This is a genomic window from Streptomyces sp. ADI95-17 (genome assembly GCF_003846175.1).
GTDB lineage: Bacteria > Actinomycetota > Actinomycetes > Streptomycetales > Streptomycetaceae > Streptomyces > Streptomyces sanglieri.
The window spans coordinates 545,752-564,794 of sequence record NZ_ML123045.1; the positions used below are offsets into that span (position 1 = coordinate 545,752).

At 70.0% G+C, this 19,043-nt stretch carries 19 protein-coding genes and 1 tRNA gene; 13 read left to right on the top strand and 7 right to left on the bottom strand.

From position 1 onward, the window contains the following. Nucleotides 1-63 precede the first annotated feature (63 nt). The 3 genes from EES42_RS10540 to EES42_RS10550 all read left to right on the top strand — a co-directional run bounded on the left by EES42_RS10540 (nucleotide 64) and on the right by EES42_RS10550 (nucleotide 2,759). Nucleotides 64-639 (top strand): TerD family protein, encoded by a 576-nt coding sequence (locus EES42_RS10540; protein WP_093542977.1) that lies wholly within the window; start codon nucleotides 64-66, stop codon nucleotides 637-639. 70 nt (nucleotides 640-709) lie between these two features. After that, a complete protein-coding gene (locus EES42_RS10545) occupies nucleotides 710-1,852 on the top strand; it encodes a DUF475 domain-containing protein (protein ID WP_124717866.1) in 1,143 nt (380 codons plus the stop codon). A 172-nt stretch (nucleotides 1,853-2,024) separates the two neighbouring features. Then, nucleotides 2,025-2,759, top strand: coding sequence for a TerD family protein (locus EES42_RS10550; protein ID WP_124717867.1), 735 nt, complete (start codon nucleotides 2,025-2,027; stop codon nucleotides 2,757-2,759). A gap of 78 nt (nucleotides 2,760-2,837) precedes the next feature. On the opposite strand, the gene EES42_RS10555 is transcribed toward EES42_RS10550, so the two are convergent. Beyond that, on the bottom strand, nucleotides 2,838-3,689 hold the full coding sequence (locus EES42_RS10555; protein ID WP_124717868.1) for a TerD family protein: 852 nt from the start codon (nucleotides 3,687-3,689) through the stop codon (nucleotides 2,838-2,840). Nucleotides 3,690-3,909: 220 nt separating this feature from the next. Between EES42_RS10555 and EES42_RS10560 the strand changes: the two genes are divergently transcribed. From EES42_RS10560 to EES42_RS10575, 4 genes are all read left to right on the top strand, one after another. Continuing rightward, a complete protein-coding gene (locus tag EES42_RS10560; RefSeq protein WP_124717869.1) occupies nucleotides 3,910-5,073 on the top strand; it encodes an HpcH/HpaI aldolase/citrate lyase family protein in 1,164 nt (387 codons plus the stop codon). 129 nt (nucleotides 5,074-5,202) lie between these two features. Then, complete coding sequence (locus EES42_RS10565) at nucleotides 5,203-7,698, top strand: phosphoribosyltransferase (protein ID WP_241196348.1); 2,496 nt, start codon at nucleotides 5,203-5,205, stop codon at nucleotides 7,696-7,698. Next, a complete protein-coding gene (locus EES42_RS10570; RefSeq protein WP_124717870.1) occupies nucleotides 7,695-8,552 on the top strand; it encodes an HAD family hydrolase in 858 nt (285 codons plus the stop codon). The genes EES42_RS10565 and EES42_RS10570 overlap by 4 nt, the downstream gene beginning before the upstream one ends. Nucleotides 8,553-8,607: 55 nt before the next feature. Next, complete coding sequence (locus EES42_RS10575) at nucleotides 8,608-9,267, top strand: O-methyltransferase (RefSeq protein ID WP_124717871.1); 660 nt, start codon at nucleotides 8,608-8,610, stop codon at nucleotides 9,265-9,267. A 153-nt stretch (nucleotides 9,268-9,420) separates the two neighbouring features. On the opposite strand, the gene EES42_RS10580 is transcribed toward EES42_RS10575, so the two are convergent. From EES42_RS10580 to EES42_RS10595, 4 genes are all read right to left on the bottom strand, one after another. After that, nucleotides 9,421-9,657 carry an FmdB family zinc ribbon protein gene (locus EES42_RS10580; RefSeq protein WP_124717872.1) on the bottom strand — a complete coding sequence of 79 codons (237 nt, stop codon included), beginning with the start codon at nucleotides 9,655-9,657 and terminating at the stop codon, nucleotides 9,421-9,423. Between the two features lie 27 nt (nucleotides 9,658-9,684). After that, nucleotides 9,685-10,275 carry a DUF4383 domain-containing protein gene (locus EES42_RS10585; protein ID WP_124717873.1) on the bottom strand — a complete coding sequence of 197 codons (591 nt, stop codon included), beginning with the start codon at nucleotides 10,273-10,275 and terminating at the stop codon, nucleotides 9,685-9,687. A 167-nt stretch (nucleotides 10,276-10,442) separates the two neighbouring features. After that, the gene (locus EES42_RS10590) at nucleotides 10,443-11,810 is read right to left on the bottom strand and encodes a hypothetical protein (protein WP_124717874.1); all 1,368 of its coding nucleotides are present in this window, start codon (nucleotides 11,808-11,810) and stop codon (nucleotides 10,443-10,445) included. 71 nt (nucleotides 11,811-11,881) lie between these two features. Beyond that, nucleotides 11,882-12,598: a DUF4097 family beta strand repeat-containing protein gene (locus tag EES42_RS10595; protein ID WP_124718492.1), complete on the bottom strand. Its 717-nt coding sequence runs from the start codon at nucleotides 12,596-12,598 to the stop codon at nucleotides 11,882-11,884. A gap of 250 nt (nucleotides 12,599-12,848) precedes the next feature. Here EES42_RS10595 and EES42_RS10600 point away from each other — a divergent pair. The 6 genes from EES42_RS10600 to EES42_RS10625 all read left to right on the top strand — a co-directional run bounded on the left by EES42_RS10600 (nucleotide 12,849) and on the right by EES42_RS10625 (nucleotide 17,135). After that, nucleotides 12,849-12,923: transfer RNA gene (locus EES42_RS10600), tRNA-Val, on the top strand. A 498-nt stretch (nucleotides 12,924-13,421) separates the two neighbouring features. Beyond that, nucleotides 13,422-13,868, top strand: a complete 447-nt coding sequence (locus EES42_RS10605) for a hypothetical protein (RefSeq protein WP_124717875.1) — start codon at nucleotides 13,422-13,424, stop codon at nucleotides 13,866-13,868. Nucleotides 13,869-14,236: 368 nt separating this feature from the next. Then, nucleotides 14,237-14,908 (top strand): hypothetical protein, encoded by a 672-nt coding sequence (locus tag EES42_RS10610; RefSeq protein WP_124717876.1) that lies wholly within the window; start codon nucleotides 14,237-14,239, stop codon nucleotides 14,906-14,908. A gap of 120 nt (nucleotides 14,909-15,028) precedes the next feature. Beyond that, entirely contained in the window at nucleotides 15,029-15,463 is a 435-nt protein-coding gene (locus EES42_RS10615) for a DUF7144 family membrane protein (RefSeq protein ID WP_124717877.1), read from the top strand. A gap of 29 nt (nucleotides 15,464-15,492) precedes the next feature. Continuing rightward, a complete protein-coding gene (locus tag EES42_RS10620; protein WP_241196349.1) occupies nucleotides 15,493-16,836 on the top strand; it encodes a DUF1254 domain-containing protein in 1,344 nt (447 codons plus the stop codon). 74 nt (nucleotides 16,837-16,910) lie between these two features. After that, nucleotides 16,911-17,135 carry a DUF2277 domain-containing protein gene (locus EES42_RS10625; RefSeq protein ID WP_124717878.1) on the top strand — a complete coding sequence of 75 codons (225 nt, stop codon included), beginning with the start codon at nucleotides 16,911-16,913 and terminating at the stop codon, nucleotides 17,133-17,135. On the opposite strand, the gene EES42_RS10630 is transcribed toward EES42_RS10625, so the two are convergent. Beyond that, nucleotides 17,122-17,793, bottom strand: a complete 672-nt coding sequence (locus EES42_RS10630; protein WP_124717879.1) for a DedA family protein — start codon at nucleotides 17,791-17,793, stop codon at nucleotides 17,122-17,124. The genes EES42_RS10625 and EES42_RS10630 overlap by 14 nt on opposite strands. A 272-nt stretch (nucleotides 17,794-18,065) precedes the next feature. Then, complete coding sequence (locus EES42_RS10635; protein WP_124717880.1) at nucleotides 18,066-18,518, bottom strand: DoxX family protein; 453 nt, start codon at nucleotides 18,516-18,518, stop codon at nucleotides 18,066-18,068. Nucleotides 18,519-19,043: the final 525 nt, after the last annotated feature.

Sequence of the window (19,043 nt, forward strand, 5' to 3'; positions counted from 1 at the left end):
TCGCGGGCTCGAACGCCCGGTGGGCCCGGCAGACGGTTCATCGACTCGGGGAGGACACACACCATGGGCGTCACGCTCGCCAAGGGAGGCAACGTCTCCCTCTCCAAGGCCGCACCCAACCTCACCCAGGTGCTGGTCGGGCTCGGCTGGGACGCACGATCCACCACGGGTGCCGACTTCGACCTCGACGCCAGCGCGCTGCTGTGCCAGTCGGGCCGGGTGCTCGGCGACGAATGGTTCGTGTTCTACAACAACCTCACGAGCCCCGACGGCTCCGTGGAGCACACCGGTGACAACCTCACGGGTGAGGGCGAGGGCGACGACGAATCGGTCATCGTGAATCTCACCCAGGTGCCGGCGCATTGCGACAAGATCGTTTTTCCGGTGTCGATCCATGACGCCGACAACCGGGGCCAGACCTTCGGCCAGGTCAGCAATGCGTTCATCCGCGTGGTGAACCAGGCGGACGGTCAGGAACTCGCGCGTTACGACCTCAGCGAGGACGCCTCGACGGAAACCGCGATGATCTTCGGCGAGCTCTACCGGTACAACGGCGAGTGGAAGTTCCGTGCAGTGGGACAGGGGTACGCGTCCGGGCTGCGAGGTATCGCTCTAGACTTCGGGGTCAACGTTTCGTAAAGCCGCGCACGGCGCGGGGGAGCCCCGTACATCTCGGGGGAGACCCGTTACATACACGATGGGGTAGCCAGTGCTTCTGAAAACCTTCGGCTGGTCGTTCGCGGTTACCGCGCTCGGCCTTGCCGCAGCTTGGATCTACGGGGGGTGGGAAGCCTTCGGTGTCGTCGCGATTCTTTCCGTCCTGGAGATCTCGCTGTCCTTCGACAATGCGGTGGTCAACGCCGGAATCCTGAAGAAGATGAATGCCTTCTGGCAGAAGATCTTCCTGACGGTCGGCGTGCTCATCGCGGTCTTCGGTATGCGGCTGGTGTTCCCCGTCGTGATCGTGGCCATCACCGCCAAGATCGGTCCGATCGAGGCGGTCGATCTCTCCTTCAACCAGCCCGAGCGCTATCAGGAACTCGTCACCGACGCCCACCCGGCGATCGCCGCGTTCGGTGGCATGTTCCTGCTGATGATCTTCCTCGACTTCATTTTCGAGGACCGTGACATCCAGTGGCTGCGCTGGATCGAGCGCCCGCTCGCCAAGCTCGGCAAGGTCGACATGCTGTCGGTCTGCATCTCGCTGATCGTGCTGCTGGTCGCGGCCATGACCGTCGCGACCAACGCACACCAGCACGGTGGCGGTCACGCGGACAAGGCGGAGACGGTCCTGCTCGCCGGTGTCGCCGGTCTGATCACGTACCTCATCGTCGGCGGTCTCTCCGGCTTCTTCGAGAACAAGCTGGAGGAGGAGGAAGAGCGCGAGAACGAGGCCGAGGAAGAGGCCAAGCGGAGCGGCAAGAAGGTTTCCTCCGTCGTGCTCGCCGGCAAGGCCGCGTTCTTCATGTTCCTCTACCTGGAAGTGCTCGACGCGTCCTTCTCGTTCGACGGTGTCATCGGCGCCTTCGCCGTCACCAACGAGATCGTGCTGATGGCCCTCGGCCTCGGTATCGGCGCCATGTACGTCCGTTCGCTCACGGTCTACCTGGTCCGCCAGGGCACGCTCGACGACTACGTCTACCTGGAGCACGGCGCCCACTACGCCATCGGTGCGCTGGCGGTGCTCCTGCTCGTCACCATCCAGTACCAGATCAACGAGCTCATCACCGGCCTGACCGGTGTCGTGCTGATCGCCTGGTCCTTCTGGTCCTCGGTCCGGCGCAACAAGGCGATGGAAGCCGAAGGCGGCAACGACGAGGGTTCCAAGGCGGAAGTCCCGTCCGGGGTGTGACCCGGTAGGGATTGAGGAACGCTCTCAGCGGGGCGGTCCGTGAGGCAACGGTTCTCCGGAGACATCCGGACCCGGCCCCGCGGCCGCCCCGCAGTGATGCGGGCGCCCCCGCCGAGGCGCGGGCCGGCCGTGGGACGGGGCACTTTTCCACTGAGATGCATGGGGGTTGGGGATGGCGTTCTGGGACGGCCTGTGGCCGCGGCGGGAGGCACAGTTCGAGTCGGGCAGCGCGGCGACCAACTCCATCGTGCTCACCCGGCGGCACGCCACGGTCTCGCTCACCAAACAGGGTGCGCTGACCGGCAATCTGCGGGTCAACCTCTCCTGGCAGATGCGTACGTCGGACATCATGGGCCGGTCGCGGCAGAGCGGCCGGCTGCTGCGGCCGCTGAAGCTCTTCCAGCCCGAACCGGTCCAGGCCCACACCCAGGGCATGGTCAACGTCGACCTGGACCTGGGCTGCATGTACGAACTGAAGGACGGCACCAGGGGCGTCGTCCAGCCGCTGGGCAACCTCCTCGGCGACCTGAACGCGCCGCCGTACATCCGGCTCAGCGGGGACGACCGCTTCGGGGCGCCGTCGGGTGAGACGGTCTACGTCAATCTCGACCAGCGCGACCAGATCAAACGGCTGCTGTTCTTCGTCTACATCTACGACCAGACACCGGCCTTCGACCGTACCCACGCCAAGGTGACGCTCTACCCGGGCAACGGCCCGCGGATCGAGATCGAACTCGACGAACACGCCCCGGAGGCCCGCTCCTGCGCCGTGTTCACGGTGGACAACACCAAGGACGAGCTGATCGTGCGGCGCGAGGTGAAGTTCGTCTACGGGTTCCAGTCGGAGCTGGACCGGCTGTACGGCTTCGGCATGCAGTGGGGGCGCGGCTACAAGTCCCGGACCTGAGCGCCCCGGCCTGTGTGGGCGTGGGCGCTTCGGGTCGTGCCGGTGCCGCCTCCGCCCGGCGGCGCCTCCGCGTCCGTCTCAGGACCGCACGAACTGCGGCCCCTGCGGCGGCAGCACGAAATTCGGGTCCGGGGCGGGTGCCGCGGCGGCGGCGGGTTGCGGGTAGGCGTGGGCCGGCTGTGCGGCGGGCTGGGGGTACCCGTACGCGGGCTGGGGGGCCGGCTGGGCAGCGGGCTGCGGATAGCCGTACGCGGGCTGCTGGTGCTGGACCGTGGCCTGTTCGTCGGGGCCGGGCGCCGCCGGAGGGAATTGGGGCGCGGGCGGGAACCCGGGCACGGGCGCGGCAGCCGCCGCGGACGACGGGGCCGGGTCGGGCTCCGCCGCCGCGGTCTCGTCGACCGAGATGCCGAAGGCGGTCGCCAGGCCGACCAGCCCGGTCGGATATCCCTGCCCCACGGCCCGGAATTTCCAGCCATCGCCGCGCCGGTAGAGCTCGCCGCAGATGATCGCCGTCTCCTCGCCGGTCTCCGGCCGCACGTCGAAGACCGCGAGCGGCTCCCCGTCGGCCGACGCCGAGTCGTACAGCAGGATGCGCAGATCGCGCACCTGAGCGAATGCGGCGCCGTCGGAGGACGCGGCGACGACCACCTGCTCGACCGAGGCGTCCAGCCCGCCCAGATCGGCCTCGATGGTGTCCGTGAGCCCCTCGGCGACACTGCGCTTCGGCAGTCGTCGTACCAGGCCGGAGGGGTGGCGGGGCTGGTTGTAGAAGACGAAGTCCTCGTCCGAGCGCACGCGGCCGCCGGCTCCGAGCAGCAGGGCCGAGGCGTCCACATCCGGAATTCCGGCGCCCGGGGTCCAGCGCAGAACGGCCCGTACGGCCATGGCGTCCAGAGGGACGTTCGAGCCTTTCACCATCGCGTGCGTCATGCCCGTCATCCTGCCTGTTGGCTGCCCGCGCGGACAACGCGGGGGGCACACCGGATGTGTCGCGGATACGCCGGAAGAACAGGGGCCGGGGCATACCCACCCATCGGGAAATGGACGAGTTACCCGGAATTCATGCACGTGGGGAACTCTTGACACCCGTCCGTACGTACTATTACCGGCCATGCGTTGTCCGGCCGGTCAGGCAGTTCGGGGGAGTTACATGCGTCATTTCGGGCATATTGCGCCCGCTGCGAGGAAGGGTCTGTTCTTCCAGGAGCCGTGCGAGTTCGGTTCGGATTCATCGGCCCGCGTGCTGTCGGCCGCCCTGGGAGCGACCCTGTACAGCCCCGCCACCCGGCCCAGACTTGCTGACGACGTCATCAAGCAGGCCGGACGCGGCGTTGTCTCGATGGTGCTGTGCCTGGAGGATTCGATCGACGACTCCGAGGTCGCCGGTGCCGAGGAGAACCTGGTCAGGCAGTTCGCCGACCTCGACGCACGTGGCGTCGAGGTGCCCCTGCTCTTCATCCGGGTCCGGGAGCCGGACCAGATAGCCGATCTGGTGCACCGCCTCGGCGACACCGTCCGGATGTTGTCTGGTTTTGTACTTCCGAAGTTCACCGAAGAGCGTGGCGTGCCCTTCATGGAAGCGCTCACCAACGCGGAGAAGGCATGCGGGCGGCGTCTGTTCGCGATGCCCGTTCTCGAATCGCCGGAGCTGCTGTATCTGGAGACCCGGGGCGAAACGCTCCAGGGAATAGCCCGCACCGTCGACAAGTACCGCGACCGGGTGCTCGCGCTGCGCCTCGGTGTCACCGATTTCTGCTCGGCGTACGGACTGCGCAGGGCGCCCGACATGACGGCGTACGACGTGCAGATCGTCGGCGCCGTCATCGCCGACGTGGTCAATGTGCTGGGCCGTGCGGACGGCACCGGCTTCACGATCACCGGGCCCGTGTGGGAGTACTTCCGGCTCCAGGAGCGCATGTTCAAGCCCCAGCTGCGCCGCAGCCCGTTCCTGGAGGGCCGGGCCGAGGAGCTGCGCACGGCACTGATTGAGCACGACCTGGACGGCCTGCTGCGCGAGATCGAGCTCGACCGGGCCAACGGTCTGCTCGGCAAGACCTGCATCCACCCGTCGCACGTCGCGCCCGTGCACGCGCTGTCCGTGGTCAGCCACGAGGAGTACAGCGACGCCCAGGACATCCTGCGGCCGGAGCGCGGCGGCGGTGGCGTCATGCGCTCCGCGTACACGAACAAGATGAACGAAGTGAAGCCGCACCGCGCCTGGGCCGAGCGGACCCTGCTACGGGCCGAGGTCTTCGGCGTGGCGAGGCAGGACGCCGGCTTCGTGGAGCTGCTGGCCGCGGGCCTCGCGGAGTGAGCGCGGGGCGGGGCACGAGCGTGTCCCGCCGAGTGGACGCGGGATGAACGGCGGAGCCGGACGAACGGCAACGGCTGGACGAACGGCAGAGCCGGGCGAACGGCAACGGCAGAGAAGGAGACGGCGGACGTGGTGTGGTCGGGCAGCTGGGTGGCGGAGCGACTGGGCGTCGAGCTCGTCGGTGACGGGAAGCCGGACGGCGACAGGGAGCTGAAGGACCTGCTGGGACTCGCCCTGCGCCGCAACCCCAAGCGGGCCCACCTCCTCGTGTCGAACGTGCTCGGCAAGCATGTGCCGCAGAAGCCCTCCGTGGTGTACGGCACCGGATTCGAGCTCGGCCGGCGGGTGCGCGAACTCCTCGGTGAAGCCGAGGCACGCCGGGCTGTCGTGCTCGGTTACGCGGAGACGGCCACCGGCCTCGGCCACGCGGTCGCCGACGGGCTGGGCGTGGCACCGTACCTCCACTCGACCCGTCGCCCCGTCGAGGGTGTGGCGCGGGCGGGCGGCTTCGAGGAGTCCCACTCGCACGCCACCTCGCATCTGCTGCTCCCGGAGGACCCGGATCTGCTGGCGGGCGACCTCGGTCCGGCACCCTCGCCGGGCGCCGTCTCCGACGCGCCGCTGGTGCTGGTGGACGACGAGTTCTCCACGGGCAACACCGTGCTCAACACCATCCGCGCACTGCACGAGCGGTACCCGCGGAGCCGTTACGTCATCGTCGCCCTGGTGGACATGAGGTCCCCGGCCGACCGGGGGCGGCTGACCGAGTTCGCCGCGGAGATCGGAGCCCGGGTCGACCTGGTGGCGCGCGGCTCGGGCACGGTCACCCTCCCGGCGGGCGTCCTGGAGAAGGGCCAGGCACTGGTCGCCGCACACGAGTCGCAGGCCGGCCCCGGAGCCGTCGTCGATCAGGGACACAGGCCCTGCACCCGGGTGGACCTCCGCTGGCCCGCCGGTGTGCCGGACGGCGGACGGCACGGCTTCACCCCCGCCCACCGGGCCGCCCTGGAACCCGCGCTCCCCGCCATGGCCGCCCGGATAGCCGGAGCCCTGGGCGACGCCCGCCGCGTACTGGTCCTCGGCTTCGAGGAGCTGATGTACGCCCCCCTGCGTCTGGGCACGGCCCTGGAGGACCACACCGACGCCGAGGTGCGCTACTCCACCACCACCCGTTCCCCCGTCCTCGCCGTGGACGACCCGGGCTACGCGATACGGACCCGGCTGGTCTTCCCGGCCCACGACGACCCGGCCGACGGGCCCGGTGACCGGTACGCGTACAACGTCGCCGGCGCCGGTTTCGACGCCGTGGTGCTCGCCGTCGACTCCGCCGCCGACACTCCCGAACTCCACGCCCCGGACGGCCTGTTGGCGCAGCTCGCCGCGCACACCGACCGTGTCCTGCTCGCGGTCGTCCCCTCGTACACACCCCCGTACGCCCGGTCGGCCCCCGACCCGTACGCCTCCGAACGGCAGGAACCCCCCATGCTGCCCGAGCCCCTCCGCGGCCCCGCCTTCTCCTCCTACGCGCCGGACGAGGTCGGCTGGCTGCTCCAGGACCTCTCGGACACCGAGCTGGAGGCGCCCACCGAGGAGCGCGAGGAGGCGATACAGAGCGGTGGCGCGCACTACGCCGAGTCGCTGCCCGTCGAGTACCAGCCGTCCGACCAGTACCAGGAGCTGTTCAAGGCGGCACTGGAGCTGTCGGCCGCCCGAGTCGCCCGCGCCGTGGGCACCGTCACCGAGACCGTCCTCGCCGAGCGCACTCCCCGCCCGGTCCTGGTCTCGCTCGCCAGGGCCGGTACGCCCGTCGGCGTACTGATGCGCCGCTGGGCCCGGCACCGGCACGGAATCGACCTGCCGCACTACGCCGTCTCCATCGTGCGCGGCCGGGGCATCGACGCCAACGCGCTGCGCTGGCTGGCCGCCCACCACGACCCGGCGGACGTCGTCTTCGTCGACGGCTGGACCGGCAAGGGCGCGATCACCCGCGAACTCTCCGCGGCGCTCGCCGAGTTCGACGGGTTCGACCCGGAGATCGCGGTGCTGGCCGACCCGGGCGGCTGCGTCCGCACCTACGGCACCCGCGAGGACTTCCTCATCCCGTCCGCCTGCCTCAACTCCACGGTCTCCGGGCTGATCTCGCGGACCGTCCTGCGCGCCGACCTGGTGGGCCCCGAGGACTTCCACGGCGCGAAGTTCTACCGGGAGCTCGCGGACACCGATGTGTCCGGCCACTTCCTCGACACCGTCGCCGCGCACTTCGACGAGGTCGCCGACGCGGTGGACGCCGAGGTCAAGGAGCTGCTCGCGGCCGACCGCGCGCCCACCTGGGAGGGCTGGGCCGCGGTGGAGCGCATCAGCGAGGAGTACGGCATCCACGACGTGAACCTGGTCAAGCCGGGCGTCGGCGAGACGACCCGCGTACTGCTGCGGCGCGTCCCGTGGAAGATCCTCGCCAAGCGGGGGGCGGGCGCGGACCTCGAACACATCCGTCTGCTGGCCGAGCAGCGGGGCGTACCGGTGGAGGAGGTCGACGGACTCCCGTACACCTGCGTGGGTCTGATCCACCCGAAGTACACCCGGGGCGCGACGGGCGCGGACGGCAGGGCGGTGGAGTCCAAGTGACCACCCCGGCACCCCCGGCCGATACGGCGGCCACCCCCGTGACGCTCGTCGCGAGCGACCTCGACCGCACCCTGATCTACTCCTCGGCCGCACTCCAGCTGGCCATGCCGGACGCCGAGGCGCCCCGGCTGCTCTGCGTGGAGGTCTACGACCACAAGCCGCTCTCCTACCTGACGGAGACGGCCGCGGCGCTCCTGGACGAGCTGGCCCGCACCACGGTCTTCGTCCCGACGACCACCCGCACCCGTGAGCAGTACGGACGCATTCACCTGCCCGGTCCCGCACCGCGGTTCGCGATCTGCGCCAACGGCGGACACCTGCTCGTGGACGGCGAGTCCGACCGTGTCTGGCAGCGGCAGGTGGCCCGCAGGCTCGCCGAGGAATGCGCCTCCCTCGCCGAGGTCCGCGCCCACCTCCTGGCCGCCGCCGACCCCGCCTGGCTGCTCAAGGAACGGGTGGCCGAGGACCTCTTCGCCTACCTCGTGGTGGAACGCCCGCTGCTGCCCGAGGACTGGGTCAAGGAACTGGGGGAGTGGGCCCTGACGCGGGGCTGGACGGTCTCCCTCCAGGGCCGCAAGATCTACGCCGTCCCGGGCCCGCTCACCAAGAGCGCCGCCATGAACGAGGTGGCCCGGCGCACCGGTGCCGCGCTCACCCTCGCCGCCGGTGACAGCCTCCTGGACGCCGATCTGCTCCTCGCCGCCGACCGCGCCTGGCGCCCGGCCCACGGCGAACTGGCCGACACCGGCTGGAGCGCCCCGCACGCCGAAGTGACGGCCGAGCGTGGCGTGGCGGCCGGCGAGGAGATCCTCCGGCACTTCCTCCGGGCCGCCGGCGAGGCAAGATCGTCCTGACAGCGGACGGAGACGGAGAGGTCACCGGCCGATCGGCGGACGAGGAGCGCACAGGATGACCAAGGGCAACGAAACCAAGATCACCGACGAGCTGTACGCGTACATGCTGGCGCACAACCCACCGCTCGACCCGGTGCAGCGCGAGCTCGTCGAGACCACGTACGCCCGCCTGCCCGAGCAGGCCGGCATGCAGTCGGCCGAGGAGCAGGGCCCGTTGCTCGCCTTCCTCGTCCGGCTGACCGGGGCCCGGCACATCGTGGAGGTCGGCACGTTCACCGGATTCTCCGCCCTGTCGATGGCACAGGCACTGCCCGCCGACGGCCGGCTGATCGCCTGCGACATCTCGGAGGAGTGGACCGCCTACGGCCGGGAGGCCTGGGAGAAGGCGGGCGTCGCGGACCGGATCGAGCTCCGCATCGCCCCCGCGCTGGACACACTGCGGGCGATGCCGGCCGAGCCGCACATCGATCTCGCCTACCTCGACGCGGACAAGGGCAACTACATCCCGTACTGGGAGGAGCTGGTGCCCCGGATGCGGCAGGGCGGCCTGATCGTCACGGACAACGTGCTCTTCCACGGCGGGGTGACCGACCCGCACGCGACCGGTGGAGCGGCGGCGATCAAGGAGTTCAACGAGCATGTGGCCGCCGACTCGCGGATGGACAGCGTGCTGCTCACCGTGTCCGACGGCCTGACTCTCTCCCGCAGGCGTTAGACCTGACTCTCTCCCGCAGGCGTTGGACCTGAACCTCTCCCGCAGGCGTTGGAGCCGGGCCCGGGGCACCGGCCATCGGAGCAGGCCCGGGGCACCGGCTCTCGGACCAGGCCCGGGGATACCCGCTACCGGACCGGGTCCGGGGCCCTGCACTCAGCCGCAGCAGCCCCCACCGCAGCAACCGCCCCCGCCCCCGCCACCGCCGGCACCGGCCGACGGGGCGGCGGGAGCGGACTTGGCGGACGACCCGCCGACGGCCACGGTGGAGAGCAGCTTCACGGTGTCGGCGTGTCCGGCGGGGCAGGAGGCCGGGTCGGACGACTGAGCCATCGGACGGCTGATTTCGAACGTGTCTCCGCAGGAGCGGCAGCGGAATTCGTAACGAGGCATGGCCCCAGGCTAACCGCGACCCCGGCCTCAGAGGTCATGCCGGACGACCGGCATCGGCGGCGTGCTCGCCCTCCGGCTCAGCCGCATCTCCCGCTCGGCCTCCTCGGGGTGGCGCGCCCGCCAGTACGGGTTGTCGTGCGGGAGGCCGCCGCTGACCCGTCCGTACATCCCGAAGACCATCAGCATCAGGCCGACCACGAAGCTGAACAGCACGTTCTGGATGCGGAAGGCGAGGAAGTTGTAGTCGGTCTCCAGCAGCGCGAGATTGACGAAGCCGCTGAGGATGAAGGCGATGCCCAGAATCATGTTGAGTGTCGAGGCGAAGTTGCCGCCGATCACCATCCCGATGAACAGGAGCAGGCCGACGCAGATGGACAGGACGCTCAGGGCGCCGTTGGTGTTGAGGCCCGCGACGGTGGCTCCGCCGGTGTTGAAGAAACCGATCTTGTCGATCAGCCCCAGGACACCGAAGGCGAGCAGCACCAGCCCCATCAGCCCCGCCCCGACCCGATAGACGCGGCTGAGCCGGTGATCGACCGGCAAATGCTTGTCGAGCCGGGTGGCCTTGCGGCGGCGGGGGGCCCGTCGCCCCGTGGAATGCAGCACATGGGTGGCCATGGCGGTCGTCTCCTTCGGGCGTACTACCAGGATCCGCCCAAGGCCCTGCCACCGCACACCAGAGCCCCCTGACGTGGCGGCGGGCAGCCGGCACGGCTCATCCGCCACGGCTCGTCCGGCACGGCTCACCCGCGATGGTTCCCCCGGTGCGGCTCGTCCGGCACGGCTCAGGTGCCCGCCCCGCGCTCCTCGCGGATCTCGGAGACCACCCGCGCGGCTGTCTGCCGTACCGCCTCGGTCTCGGTCAGGAAGTGCCAGTAGTCGGGGTGCCGCCCGTCGAGCGCGACGACGGCGCGATCGAGCCGGGCCACGGCATCGTCCAGTGGACGGGCATGGCGCGGATCGGGTGTGCTGCGGCCGTCCATGGCCAGGCGCTGGGCGTCACGGACCGCGAACCGGGTCCGCTGGATCTCCGCCTGCGGATCCTTGGCCACTCCATCCAGCCGGTACAGCCGGTCACCGGCCGCGGACACCGCCTCGTCCGTGGCGTTCAGCAGGGCGCGGACCGTCCTCAGCCGGGACGTCGCATCGGCCCACCGCTGCTCATCCCGCGCCTGGGCGGCTTCCTTCAGCTTCTCCTCGGCCTGCCGCACATTGACGGCCGCCTGCTCGGGCACGGGCTGGAGATCTTGCCAGCACGCCGCGGAGAACCGCCGCCGCAGCTCGCTCAGCACCGGCTCCACCGAGCCCGCCCGGGTGGTCAGCGCCTGGGCGCGCGTACGCAGCGACACCAGCCGGTGGTCGATCTCGGCGGCGCGCTCGGGCAGCTTGTCCGCTTCGGCCCGTACCGCCTCGGCATCGCGCAGCACCCGATCGGCGCGCTGCAGGGTCTCAGCGACACCGTGCCGCCCGGCGCCCTGGTTGAGCTTGGTCAGCTCGGGGGCGAGAGCCGCCAGCCGGGCCGCGAGATCATCCGCCCGCAGCCCGGACGCGCGCACCGCGTCGAGAGCGTTGCTCGCGCCCAGCAGAGCCTGCCGGGCCCGCTCCACGGCGGGCGCGAGCCGTGCGAGCTGCGTCTCCGCACTGCCCAGCAGCGGACCGAGCCCCTGCGCGAACCGGTCCAGCTCGGCCTTGACCCGTACCAGCTCGTCCTTGGCCGTGGTCAGCTCGGCCCGCGCACGGGAGGCGACCGAGTGCTCCAGATCGTCCCGGTCCAGGTCGTGCGCGTCGACTGCCGTGATGTACGTATGGCTGACCTCGTCGATCCGCCGCCCGAGAGCGGCGAAGTCGTCCACGGCCTTGCGCGCGGCGGGCGAACTGTCCACCGCGGTGATCGTCTCGATGGAGATCCGCAGATCGCGCTGGGCAGTGTCCAGCTCGTAGAAGGCCGACGCGGCGGCATCCTTCGCGGCCTGCGCCTCGGCGCGCTGACTCTCCCCGCGCCCGCCGAACCAGCGCCTCGTACCGCCACCGGCGAAGGCGGCGGGCAGCGAGGCCGCGAGCAGCGGCACCGGCAACAGCATCAGCACGAAGACGTCCCTGACGGCGGAACTGCCACCCGCTCTCGCCCGCGGCTGCGCGTGTGTCGCCGTCACATCCCTCTCCCGTGCCGTTTCGCCCTGCCCGGTACATTGTCCCACCAGGTAAGGACGAACACACGGGCCGGTTAGTTCACGCTTCGGACGGTGACTTCACCGTTGTCGCTCCGGGCCTTCACCACATGACCGCTGCCGTCGCCGCGCGGCACGTCCACCGAGGTACGCCCGTTGTCGGCGGCGGCGTCCACCGCGTACTTCACGGAGCCGCCCGGAAGACCGATGGTGATCGCCCCGTTGTCGCTCACGGCGTCCACGAGATCCGGCACGGCGGTGAACCCCAGCCGGATGCTGCCGTTGTCGGACCGCGCGGACACGGACCGGGCCGAGACCCCCTCGGCGGCGATGGCCCCGTTGTCGCTGGCCAGCTTGAGCGGCCCGGTGGAGTCCCGGACGGTCACCTTGCCGTTGTCGGCGGTGAGCGTGAGCGGCGTACGGAACCCGGAGGCGACGATCTTCCCGTTGTTCCCCTCCACGACCACCGCCACCCCTCGCGGCACCTTCACCTGATGCTCCGCGGCACAGTCGCTGATCAGCGCATCGCACTTCACCCCGAGCGTGAGGGTGTCGTCCCGCATCTCCCACCGGGGATCGGGCCCGTCCCCGAACATCACCCAACCGTCGACCCGACGGGTCACCTCGACCTTCTGCACATCGGCCGGCACGAGCTCCACGGACGACTGCCCGGAACGGATGGTCAGCGTCTTCCCGCTCAGCGCGAACGACTTGTGCTCGGCAGGCGCGTCGCTCACGTCCGTACTGCCACAACCGCTGAGCACGAGCGCCATGAGTACGGCGCCACCGGACGCGACGAGAGTACGGGTGCGAATGGCCACGATGATCTTTCCCCCATGGTCGAACGGCGCGTGCACCCGACGGTGCGGACTTCACCGTACGTACCATCCCCCGCCCGCCAGAATCCGGACGGCCACCGTGTGCGGGGTGGGGATATCCCCCGCACGGGCCCGTCGTCCCCTCGCCGCCGGGAATCGTTTGTGACCACAGGCCGTAGTCCATGTACGCTGTTGCCTCATCCACGGGTGCGTAGCTCAGGGGTAGAGCGCTGCTCTTACAAAGCAGATGTCGGCGGTTCGAAACCGTCCGCGCCCACCAGCAGGAAGCAGGACAAAGGCCCAGGCCGCCGGTAGTGAACCCGGGAGCCTGGGCCTTGCTCGTTGCTCCGTGATTGTGGCGGGCACGGGCGTTGTGCCACTTATGTGCCAGAGGGTTTCCCGGGCTCCTGTCCATCTGCGTGGGGACGACCGTTCTCCAACACGCGTTGCCGCAGCCATGGGATGGCCTGCCTTTCGGCTTCGGCTGGTTCGCGGCTATGTGGTCGATCTCGCTAACCCTTCCTCGAAGTCAAAAGGATCAAGAAGCCGACGGCTGAGCGTGTCCGCAACGTGTCCGGCGCGGCAGCATCCCACAGCGAGACACAGGGGTCTTTCGCATCCACCGCTGACATCAACGACGCCGGACAGGGGCGTACATGGGCACCTCTGTCCGGTCGTCATGGCGGCGGGACACCGGGGCCACGTCGGGCGCCCGACCGAACTTACAAGGCCTGGGTATTGCTCGTTCCGTCCATTGGCGTCGACGTATGGTGCCCACGTGGATGACCGTGAGGATGTCGCGCTGACCGCAGAGGATTACGAGTCCGTCCTCGTAGCCATGCGGATGCTGTCGAGCAGGTACCGGAGCGGTTGGACTCTGAACGAGGCGCTGGACCAGTGGCGCCTGGTTGTGGAGGACATCGAGGAGGGTGTCGATACCCAATGGGCCTGGGGGTACCACAACGAACTGTTCTGTCGGGATTGGCTGTACGAAGCGTGGCCTCTCCTGACCGCCCGAGTGCGTGCACTCCGCCAGTCCCTTTTGGACGGCTTGGATGAGCGATTCGCTGCGGCTACGGCTCCGATGCGGAAGCAGGAGACTGCCCTCGGCCATCGCCGCGGCAAGTGGTGGCATGACCGCTATCCGCGCCTCGTCTCGGGCGAGCCCGGTGATGAACTGCCCGAAACCTGGTCACCAGCTCCCGAGTACGTCGAAGATGACTGATTATCGGCTCGGTCCAGCTTGAGTGCCTCGGCCGTGCCTCCCGGCTGTGAACGGCCGGGAGGCACGGCGGCTTTGATCGGTGGGTGTGGTTCAGGCGTTGGGGCGCTTGCCGTGGTTGGCGTTCTTCTTCTTGCGGGCGCGGCGCTTGTTGCCTCGCTTGGCCATGGGATGCCTCCCTCACCTGGGGGTTTCGTGGCTTCGTCAGTTTAGGTTCGGGGTGTCCGGGGCGCATCAGCGGAGCGGGCGGGCGGTGTTCGGCGGCAGGGTTGTTCATGGCTCTGGCTCTCGGGGCTCCCCTGAGGAGGGACAAGTCCGGGGGCGTCGTAATGTGTCCTGGTCACGTCAGTTATGTCCCAGGGGGGATACACATGTCGTACGGCTATCCGCCGCCCCAGCCCGGTCAGGAGCCTCAGCCCGGTTCCGGCCAGATGCCTCAGCCGCCCCAGCCACCCCAGCAGGCGCCGTCGCCCTATGCGCAGTGGCCGCAGGCGCCGGGGCCCGGGGCGTATGGCTATCCGCAGCCGGTCAAGAAGTCCCGTACCGGGTTGATCGTCACGTTGTCGGTGCTCGGCGGGGTGGCCGTGTTGCTGGTGCTCGGCGTGCTGATCGCCGTGGCCGGTGGTGGGGACTCGCCCTCGGCCAAGTCGAAGCCGTCGGCGGTGGAGGGCACGGAGAGCGGGGCACCTGCCGCGAGTGGTGCGCCCGCGCCGGGGGATGCCTCGGATGCGCCCACGGAGTTGCCGGCCCTGGAGGGCACGGACGGTGAGGGCGATGTGCGGATCACCCGGTGCGCGGTGGACTCGTTGACCGAGTGGCCGGATGCGGATGTGGAGATCGTGAACCACGGCGACGCCCAGGCGTCCTACATCGTGTCCGTGGAGTTCGTGGACGGGGAGGGCACGCGCCGGGCTTCGGGGCTGGCGACGGCGACCGATCTGGCGGCGGGGCAGAAGTCGGTGCAGAAGGCCCAGGGGCTCGGCAAGGTCCCGGGCAAGATGACGTGCAAGGTCTCCAAGGTGACGCGGCTTCCTTCGTCGTAGGGACGGACGGGCGCGGTCCGTAGCGGGTTCACCCGGATGGGCGCGTCCGAGTGGTTCCGTGGGTGGGCGGCGCGCAGGGTCGGTTCTGTCCCACAGTCCCGATCCGGCCAAGGAGTTCCGATGGCTCACACAGCGCCCACGCCCGGTACCGCCGGTTCCGCCGGCCAGGGGGATCTCAATCCCTGGGCGGCCAGCGGAATCATTTTTGCCGGTGTTCTGCTGCTCGTCGACGGTGTTCTCGGAGTGATCAAGGGCATCTCCGGCATCGCCTCCGACGATGTCTACGCGCACGTCAGGAACTACACGTTCATGTTCGACGTGACCTCCTGGGGGTGGATCCACCTCGTTCTCGGCATCGTGCTCGCCGTCGTCGGCTGGGGCATCCTCAAGGGGATCGAATGGGCTCGTGCCGCGGGTGTGGTGCTGGCCGCCATCAACGTGATCGTCAACTTCACCTGGCTGCCGTACCAGCCGATCTGGGCGGTCATCTCCATCGCCATCGACGTGTTCGTGATCTGGGCCCTGTGCACGGAGCGCTCGAAGGCGGTCATCTGAGGGAGGCGCGAGGCCGGGAGGAGGCAGCGGTGGATCTCGTCGCTCTTGCCGCCGAGGCGTATGTCTACGGATATCCGCTGGTCCGTGACCTTTCGGTGGTCGAGGGCGCCATGTACACGGGCTACGGTCCGCTGCCGCCCACCCCGTTCAACCACTTCGCGCACGCGGACCGGCCGGTGCCTCCCGACACACCCTTCGTGTCCGTCGGCGACGACACCGTCCGGTCCGTCGCTCATCTCGACCTCTCCGGTGGACCGGTCCTGCTCCACGTCCCCGGCCAGGACAGTGCGTATCGCGTGCTGCAGTTCGTCGATGTCTGGACCGACAACTTCGCGTACGTCGGCCGCCACTGCCCCACCAGTACTCGGGCCGGTGACTGGCTCGTCGTGCCTCCGGGCTGGGCGGGCCGCGTGCCCGACGGGGTGCTCGGGGTCATCGACGCGCCCACCTCCGTCGTCACCGTCGTCGGGCGCAGTGACTGCGACGGCGGGGCGGAGCGGGTCCGTGCGTTCCAGGAGCAGTTGACCGTCACGTACGTCGAACCGGGTACGCACCGCACGGGGCTGCCCGCGCCGGACCCCGACGTACCGGAGCCGCTGCGGTTCTTCGAGCAGCTCAGGGTGTGGATGGCCGACTTCCCGCCGTCCGCGCCCGACCGGGCGTACCAGGACCGGTTCCAGCCGCTGGGGCTGCTGGAGGAAGGGGCATCGCCCTACGTCCGTGCCGATCCCGTTCTTGTGCGCGCACTGACCGAAGGGGCGGCGCGGGGCGGGGCACGGGTGGAGGAGGCGGACCGGGCCGATGCGGTGCGCGCGGGGTGGGTGATGCAGCCGCATCTCTTCGACTACAACCTCGACCACCACGGCGTCGGGACCATCGACTCCCCGGAGTGGCGGATCGCCGACCGGGAGGCGTCCTACCTGACCAGGGCGGTGGCGGCGCGGAGCGCGTTGTGGGGTGTCCACGGTTACGAGGCGGTGTACGCCCGCGCACTGTGTGACGCCGGGGGCGGGCGGTTGAACGGGGCCCACTCCTACGTGCTGCGTTTCGAGGGCCGGCCGCCGGCCGAAGCGGGCTGGTCCCTGGCCGCGTACGACATGGCTGCGTACGACGGGGCTGCGTACGACGGGGCCGGGTACGACGTGGCCGGTTCGCGGATCGGCGAGAGCCTGGCGGGGCGCGTCCCGGCGTACGCGGAGGACGGTTCGCTGACGGTCCGGGTTCAGCGGGAGCGGCCGGACGACCCGGTGGCGGCGGTGAACTGGCTGCCCGCGCCCGACGGGGACTTCCGGCTCGTGCTCCGGCTCTGCGCGCCGGGGGCAGGGATCCTCGACGGTACGTACGGACTCCCGGCCGTCGAACGGGTCCGGTGAGGGGAGCGTAGGCCGGGGAGGGGAGAGGAGGGGAGGGGAGGGCGATTGTCAGTGGTGCGGTTCACACTTGAGTCATGTGCCGCAGCATCAAGACCCTTCGCCCGCCAGCCATCCCCGAAGAGGCCACCGAGGAGGAGATCCGGGCCGCCGCCCTGCAGTTCGTACGCAAGGTGTCCGGCTTCCGCGCTCCGGCCGCGCACAATCAGGAGGTCTTCGACCGGGCCGTCGACGAGATCACCGAGGCGACCGTCAGACTGCTGGACGGTCTGGAGGTCCGGGGTGCGGTCAGGACGCCGTAGTGGCCGTGGCGGTCGCCGCTGCCGCGGCGGCCGCTTCCGCCGCCGGGCGGCGCATCAGACAGGCGGCCAGGGCGCCCGCCACGAACAGGGCGAGGACCGAGACCGCCGTGCCCACCCATGTCGCGCCGAGCCACTGGCCGCCGAAGTAGCCGAGGCCCACGCTGTAACCGGCCCATGCCACGCCCGCCAGGGCCGACCAGGGCAGGAATTCCTTGACCTTGCGGTGCGCGGCGCCCGCGCCCAGGGAGACCACCGAGCGTCCGGCCGGGGCGAAGCGGGCGATTATGACGAGGATGCCGCCGCCCCGGGCGAGGGCGGCGCCGAGGCGCTCCTGCGCTGAGGTGAGGCGGCGGGAGCGGGCGATGGCCCGGTCCAGGCGCTCCCCGCCCCGCCAGGCCAGCCGGTACGCGACAAGGTCGCCGAGCACCGAGGCGGTGGCCGCACAGAGCATCAGGGCGAGGAGCGAGGGGACCTCGGTCACCTGCTGGGCGGCGCCCGCGCCCGCGACGGTCGTCGAACCGGCGGCGGCGGCCGTGGCGGCGGTGATCACCAGGACCCCGCTGGGCAGCAGAGGCAGAAAGACGTCCAGGAGCACCGAAAGCGCGACCACGACGTAGATCCATGGGCTGCCGGTCAGTGCGCCCACACTCTCAAGCACCTACTACTCCCCGATTCGGAACAACGCCGCGACGTCGCAGGGGAGCGGCAGGAGCGGCAGGGTCAGCTGTACAGCGTACGCCTGACGTTCATCCGGTGATCGACAAATACGGACGATGTTGGGAACCTCACGTACACCCGGAAATGGGAAGCTTCGGTTCCGGGCGCAGGCCCGATGCACCCCCGGATGTACCCCCGGATGTGCGCCCTGCTGTACCCCCGGATGTACGTCCGTGAGTACGTCCGGATGTACGTGAGGAACGGTCCTGCGGATCAGACCGTGACGGGCGGTGCCTGCTCGGACGCGCGGTCCTTGTCGTGCTCCGTGCCGCCCCGGCCGAACAGCCGGTCCAGGGCCAGTGCGCCGGGTCCGGTGAAGACCAGCAGCAGGAACGCCCAGCAGAAGACGGCCGAGGGCTCACCGCCGTTCTGCAGCGGGAACAGCGCCTCGGGCTGGTGGACCTTGAAGTACGCGTACGCCATGGAGCCGGAGCAGATCAGGGCGGCGACACGGGTGCCGAGCCCGGCCGTCACCAGGATGCCGCCGACGAACTGGATCACCGCCGCGTACCAGCCGGGCCAGGTGCCGGCGGGTATGGATCCGCCGTTCATGCCGCCGAGGACACCGAAGAGCGAGGCGGCGCCGTGGCAGGTGAAGAACAGGCCGATGACGATCCGGAAGAGGCCGAGTGCGTAGGGCTGAGCCTGGTTCAAGCGTGCGTGCATGGGGGGAGGGCTCCTTCGGTCTGGTGGGGACGTGAACCGATCGGGTGCCTCAGATTAGGGAAACCTCACCAATGCTTGCAAGTTCAACATTATGTCGACTGGCTGAAAGTCGCCCCGTGCTTCTCGGTCAGGCCTCGGTTCGGCACCGCCTCCAACTGCGAACCTGTCCTCGCCGGCTTGGCCTGAACCAATGGCGGCGCAGCTTTCCGGCCATGCGGGGTCGGAGGTGTGGGTGGGTCGCCGGAGCGCGGTCCGTCTGGCCTGTACCAATTGGCCGGTGACGCGTCCGTCCGGCCGTCGCCGCGCGAGCGGTCCGCCGGTCCGCCGTCCTGCGCGGCTCCGGGTGGCTCTGGGCGGGGCGGAGGCCGACTGCGGGTGGTCCGGGGGGTGAACTGTGTGCGGGCGGGGCAGGTCAGCTGCCGGATGTGATTTCCGGGGTGCCGTCCGGCGCCGGGGCGGGGCGCGCGGCTCCGTCGCGTATGTAAGGGGCGCATCGCCCGACAGCACATGGACCGTCGCCGGAGT

What these genes read in the sequence shown, in the direction of transcription:
- EES42_RS10540 (WP_093542977.1), top strand. Translation starts at nt 64, where the DNA reads ATGGGCGTCACGCTCGCCAAGGGAGGCAACGTCTCCCTCTCCAAGGCC.
- EES42_RS10550 (WP_124717867.1), top strand. Translation starts at nt 2,025, where the DNA reads ATGGCGTTCTGGGACGGCCTGTGGCCGCGGCGGGAGGCACAGTTCGAG.
- EES42_RS10555 (WP_124717868.1), bottom strand. Translation starts at nt 3,689, where the DNA reads ATGACGCACGCGATGGTGAAAGGCTCGAACGTCCCTCTGGACGCCATG.
- EES42_RS10560 (WP_124717869.1), top strand. Translation starts at nt 3,910, where the DNA reads ATGCGTCATTTCGGGCATATTGCGCCCGCTGCGAGGAAGGGTCTGTTC.
- EES42_RS10575 (WP_124717871.1), top strand. Translation starts at nt 8,608, where the DNA reads ATGACCAAGGGCAACGAAACCAAGATCACCGACGAGCTGTACGCGTAC.
- EES42_RS10580 (WP_124717872.1), bottom strand. Translation starts at nt 9,657, where the DNA reads ATGCCTCGTTACGAATTCCGCTGCCGCTCCTGCGGAGACACGTTCGAA.
- EES42_RS10585 (WP_124717873.1), bottom strand. Translation starts at nt 10,275, where the DNA reads ATGGCCACCCATGTGCTGCATTCCACGGGGCGACGGGCCCCCCGCCGC.
- EES42_RS10595 (WP_124718492.1), bottom strand. Translation starts at nt 12,598, where the DNA reads ATGGCGCTCGTGCTCAGCGGTTGTGGCAGTACGGACGTGAGCGACGCG.
- EES42_RS10610 (WP_124717876.1), top strand. Translation starts at nt 14,237, where the DNA reads ATGTCGTACGGCTATCCGCCGCCCCAGCCCGGTCAGGAGCCTCAGCCC.
- EES42_RS10615 (WP_124717877.1), top strand. Translation starts at nt 15,029, where the DNA reads ATGGCTCACACAGCGCCCACGCCCGGTACCGCCGGTTCCGCCGGCCAG.
- EES42_RS10625 (WP_124717878.1), top strand. Translation starts at nt 16,911, where the DNA reads ATGTGCCGCAGCATCAAGACCCTTCGCCCGCCAGCCATCCCCGAAGAG.
- EES42_RS10635 (WP_124717880.1), bottom strand. Translation starts at nt 18,518, where the DNA reads ATGCACGCACGCTTGAACCAGGCTCAGCCCTACGCACTCGGCCTCTTC.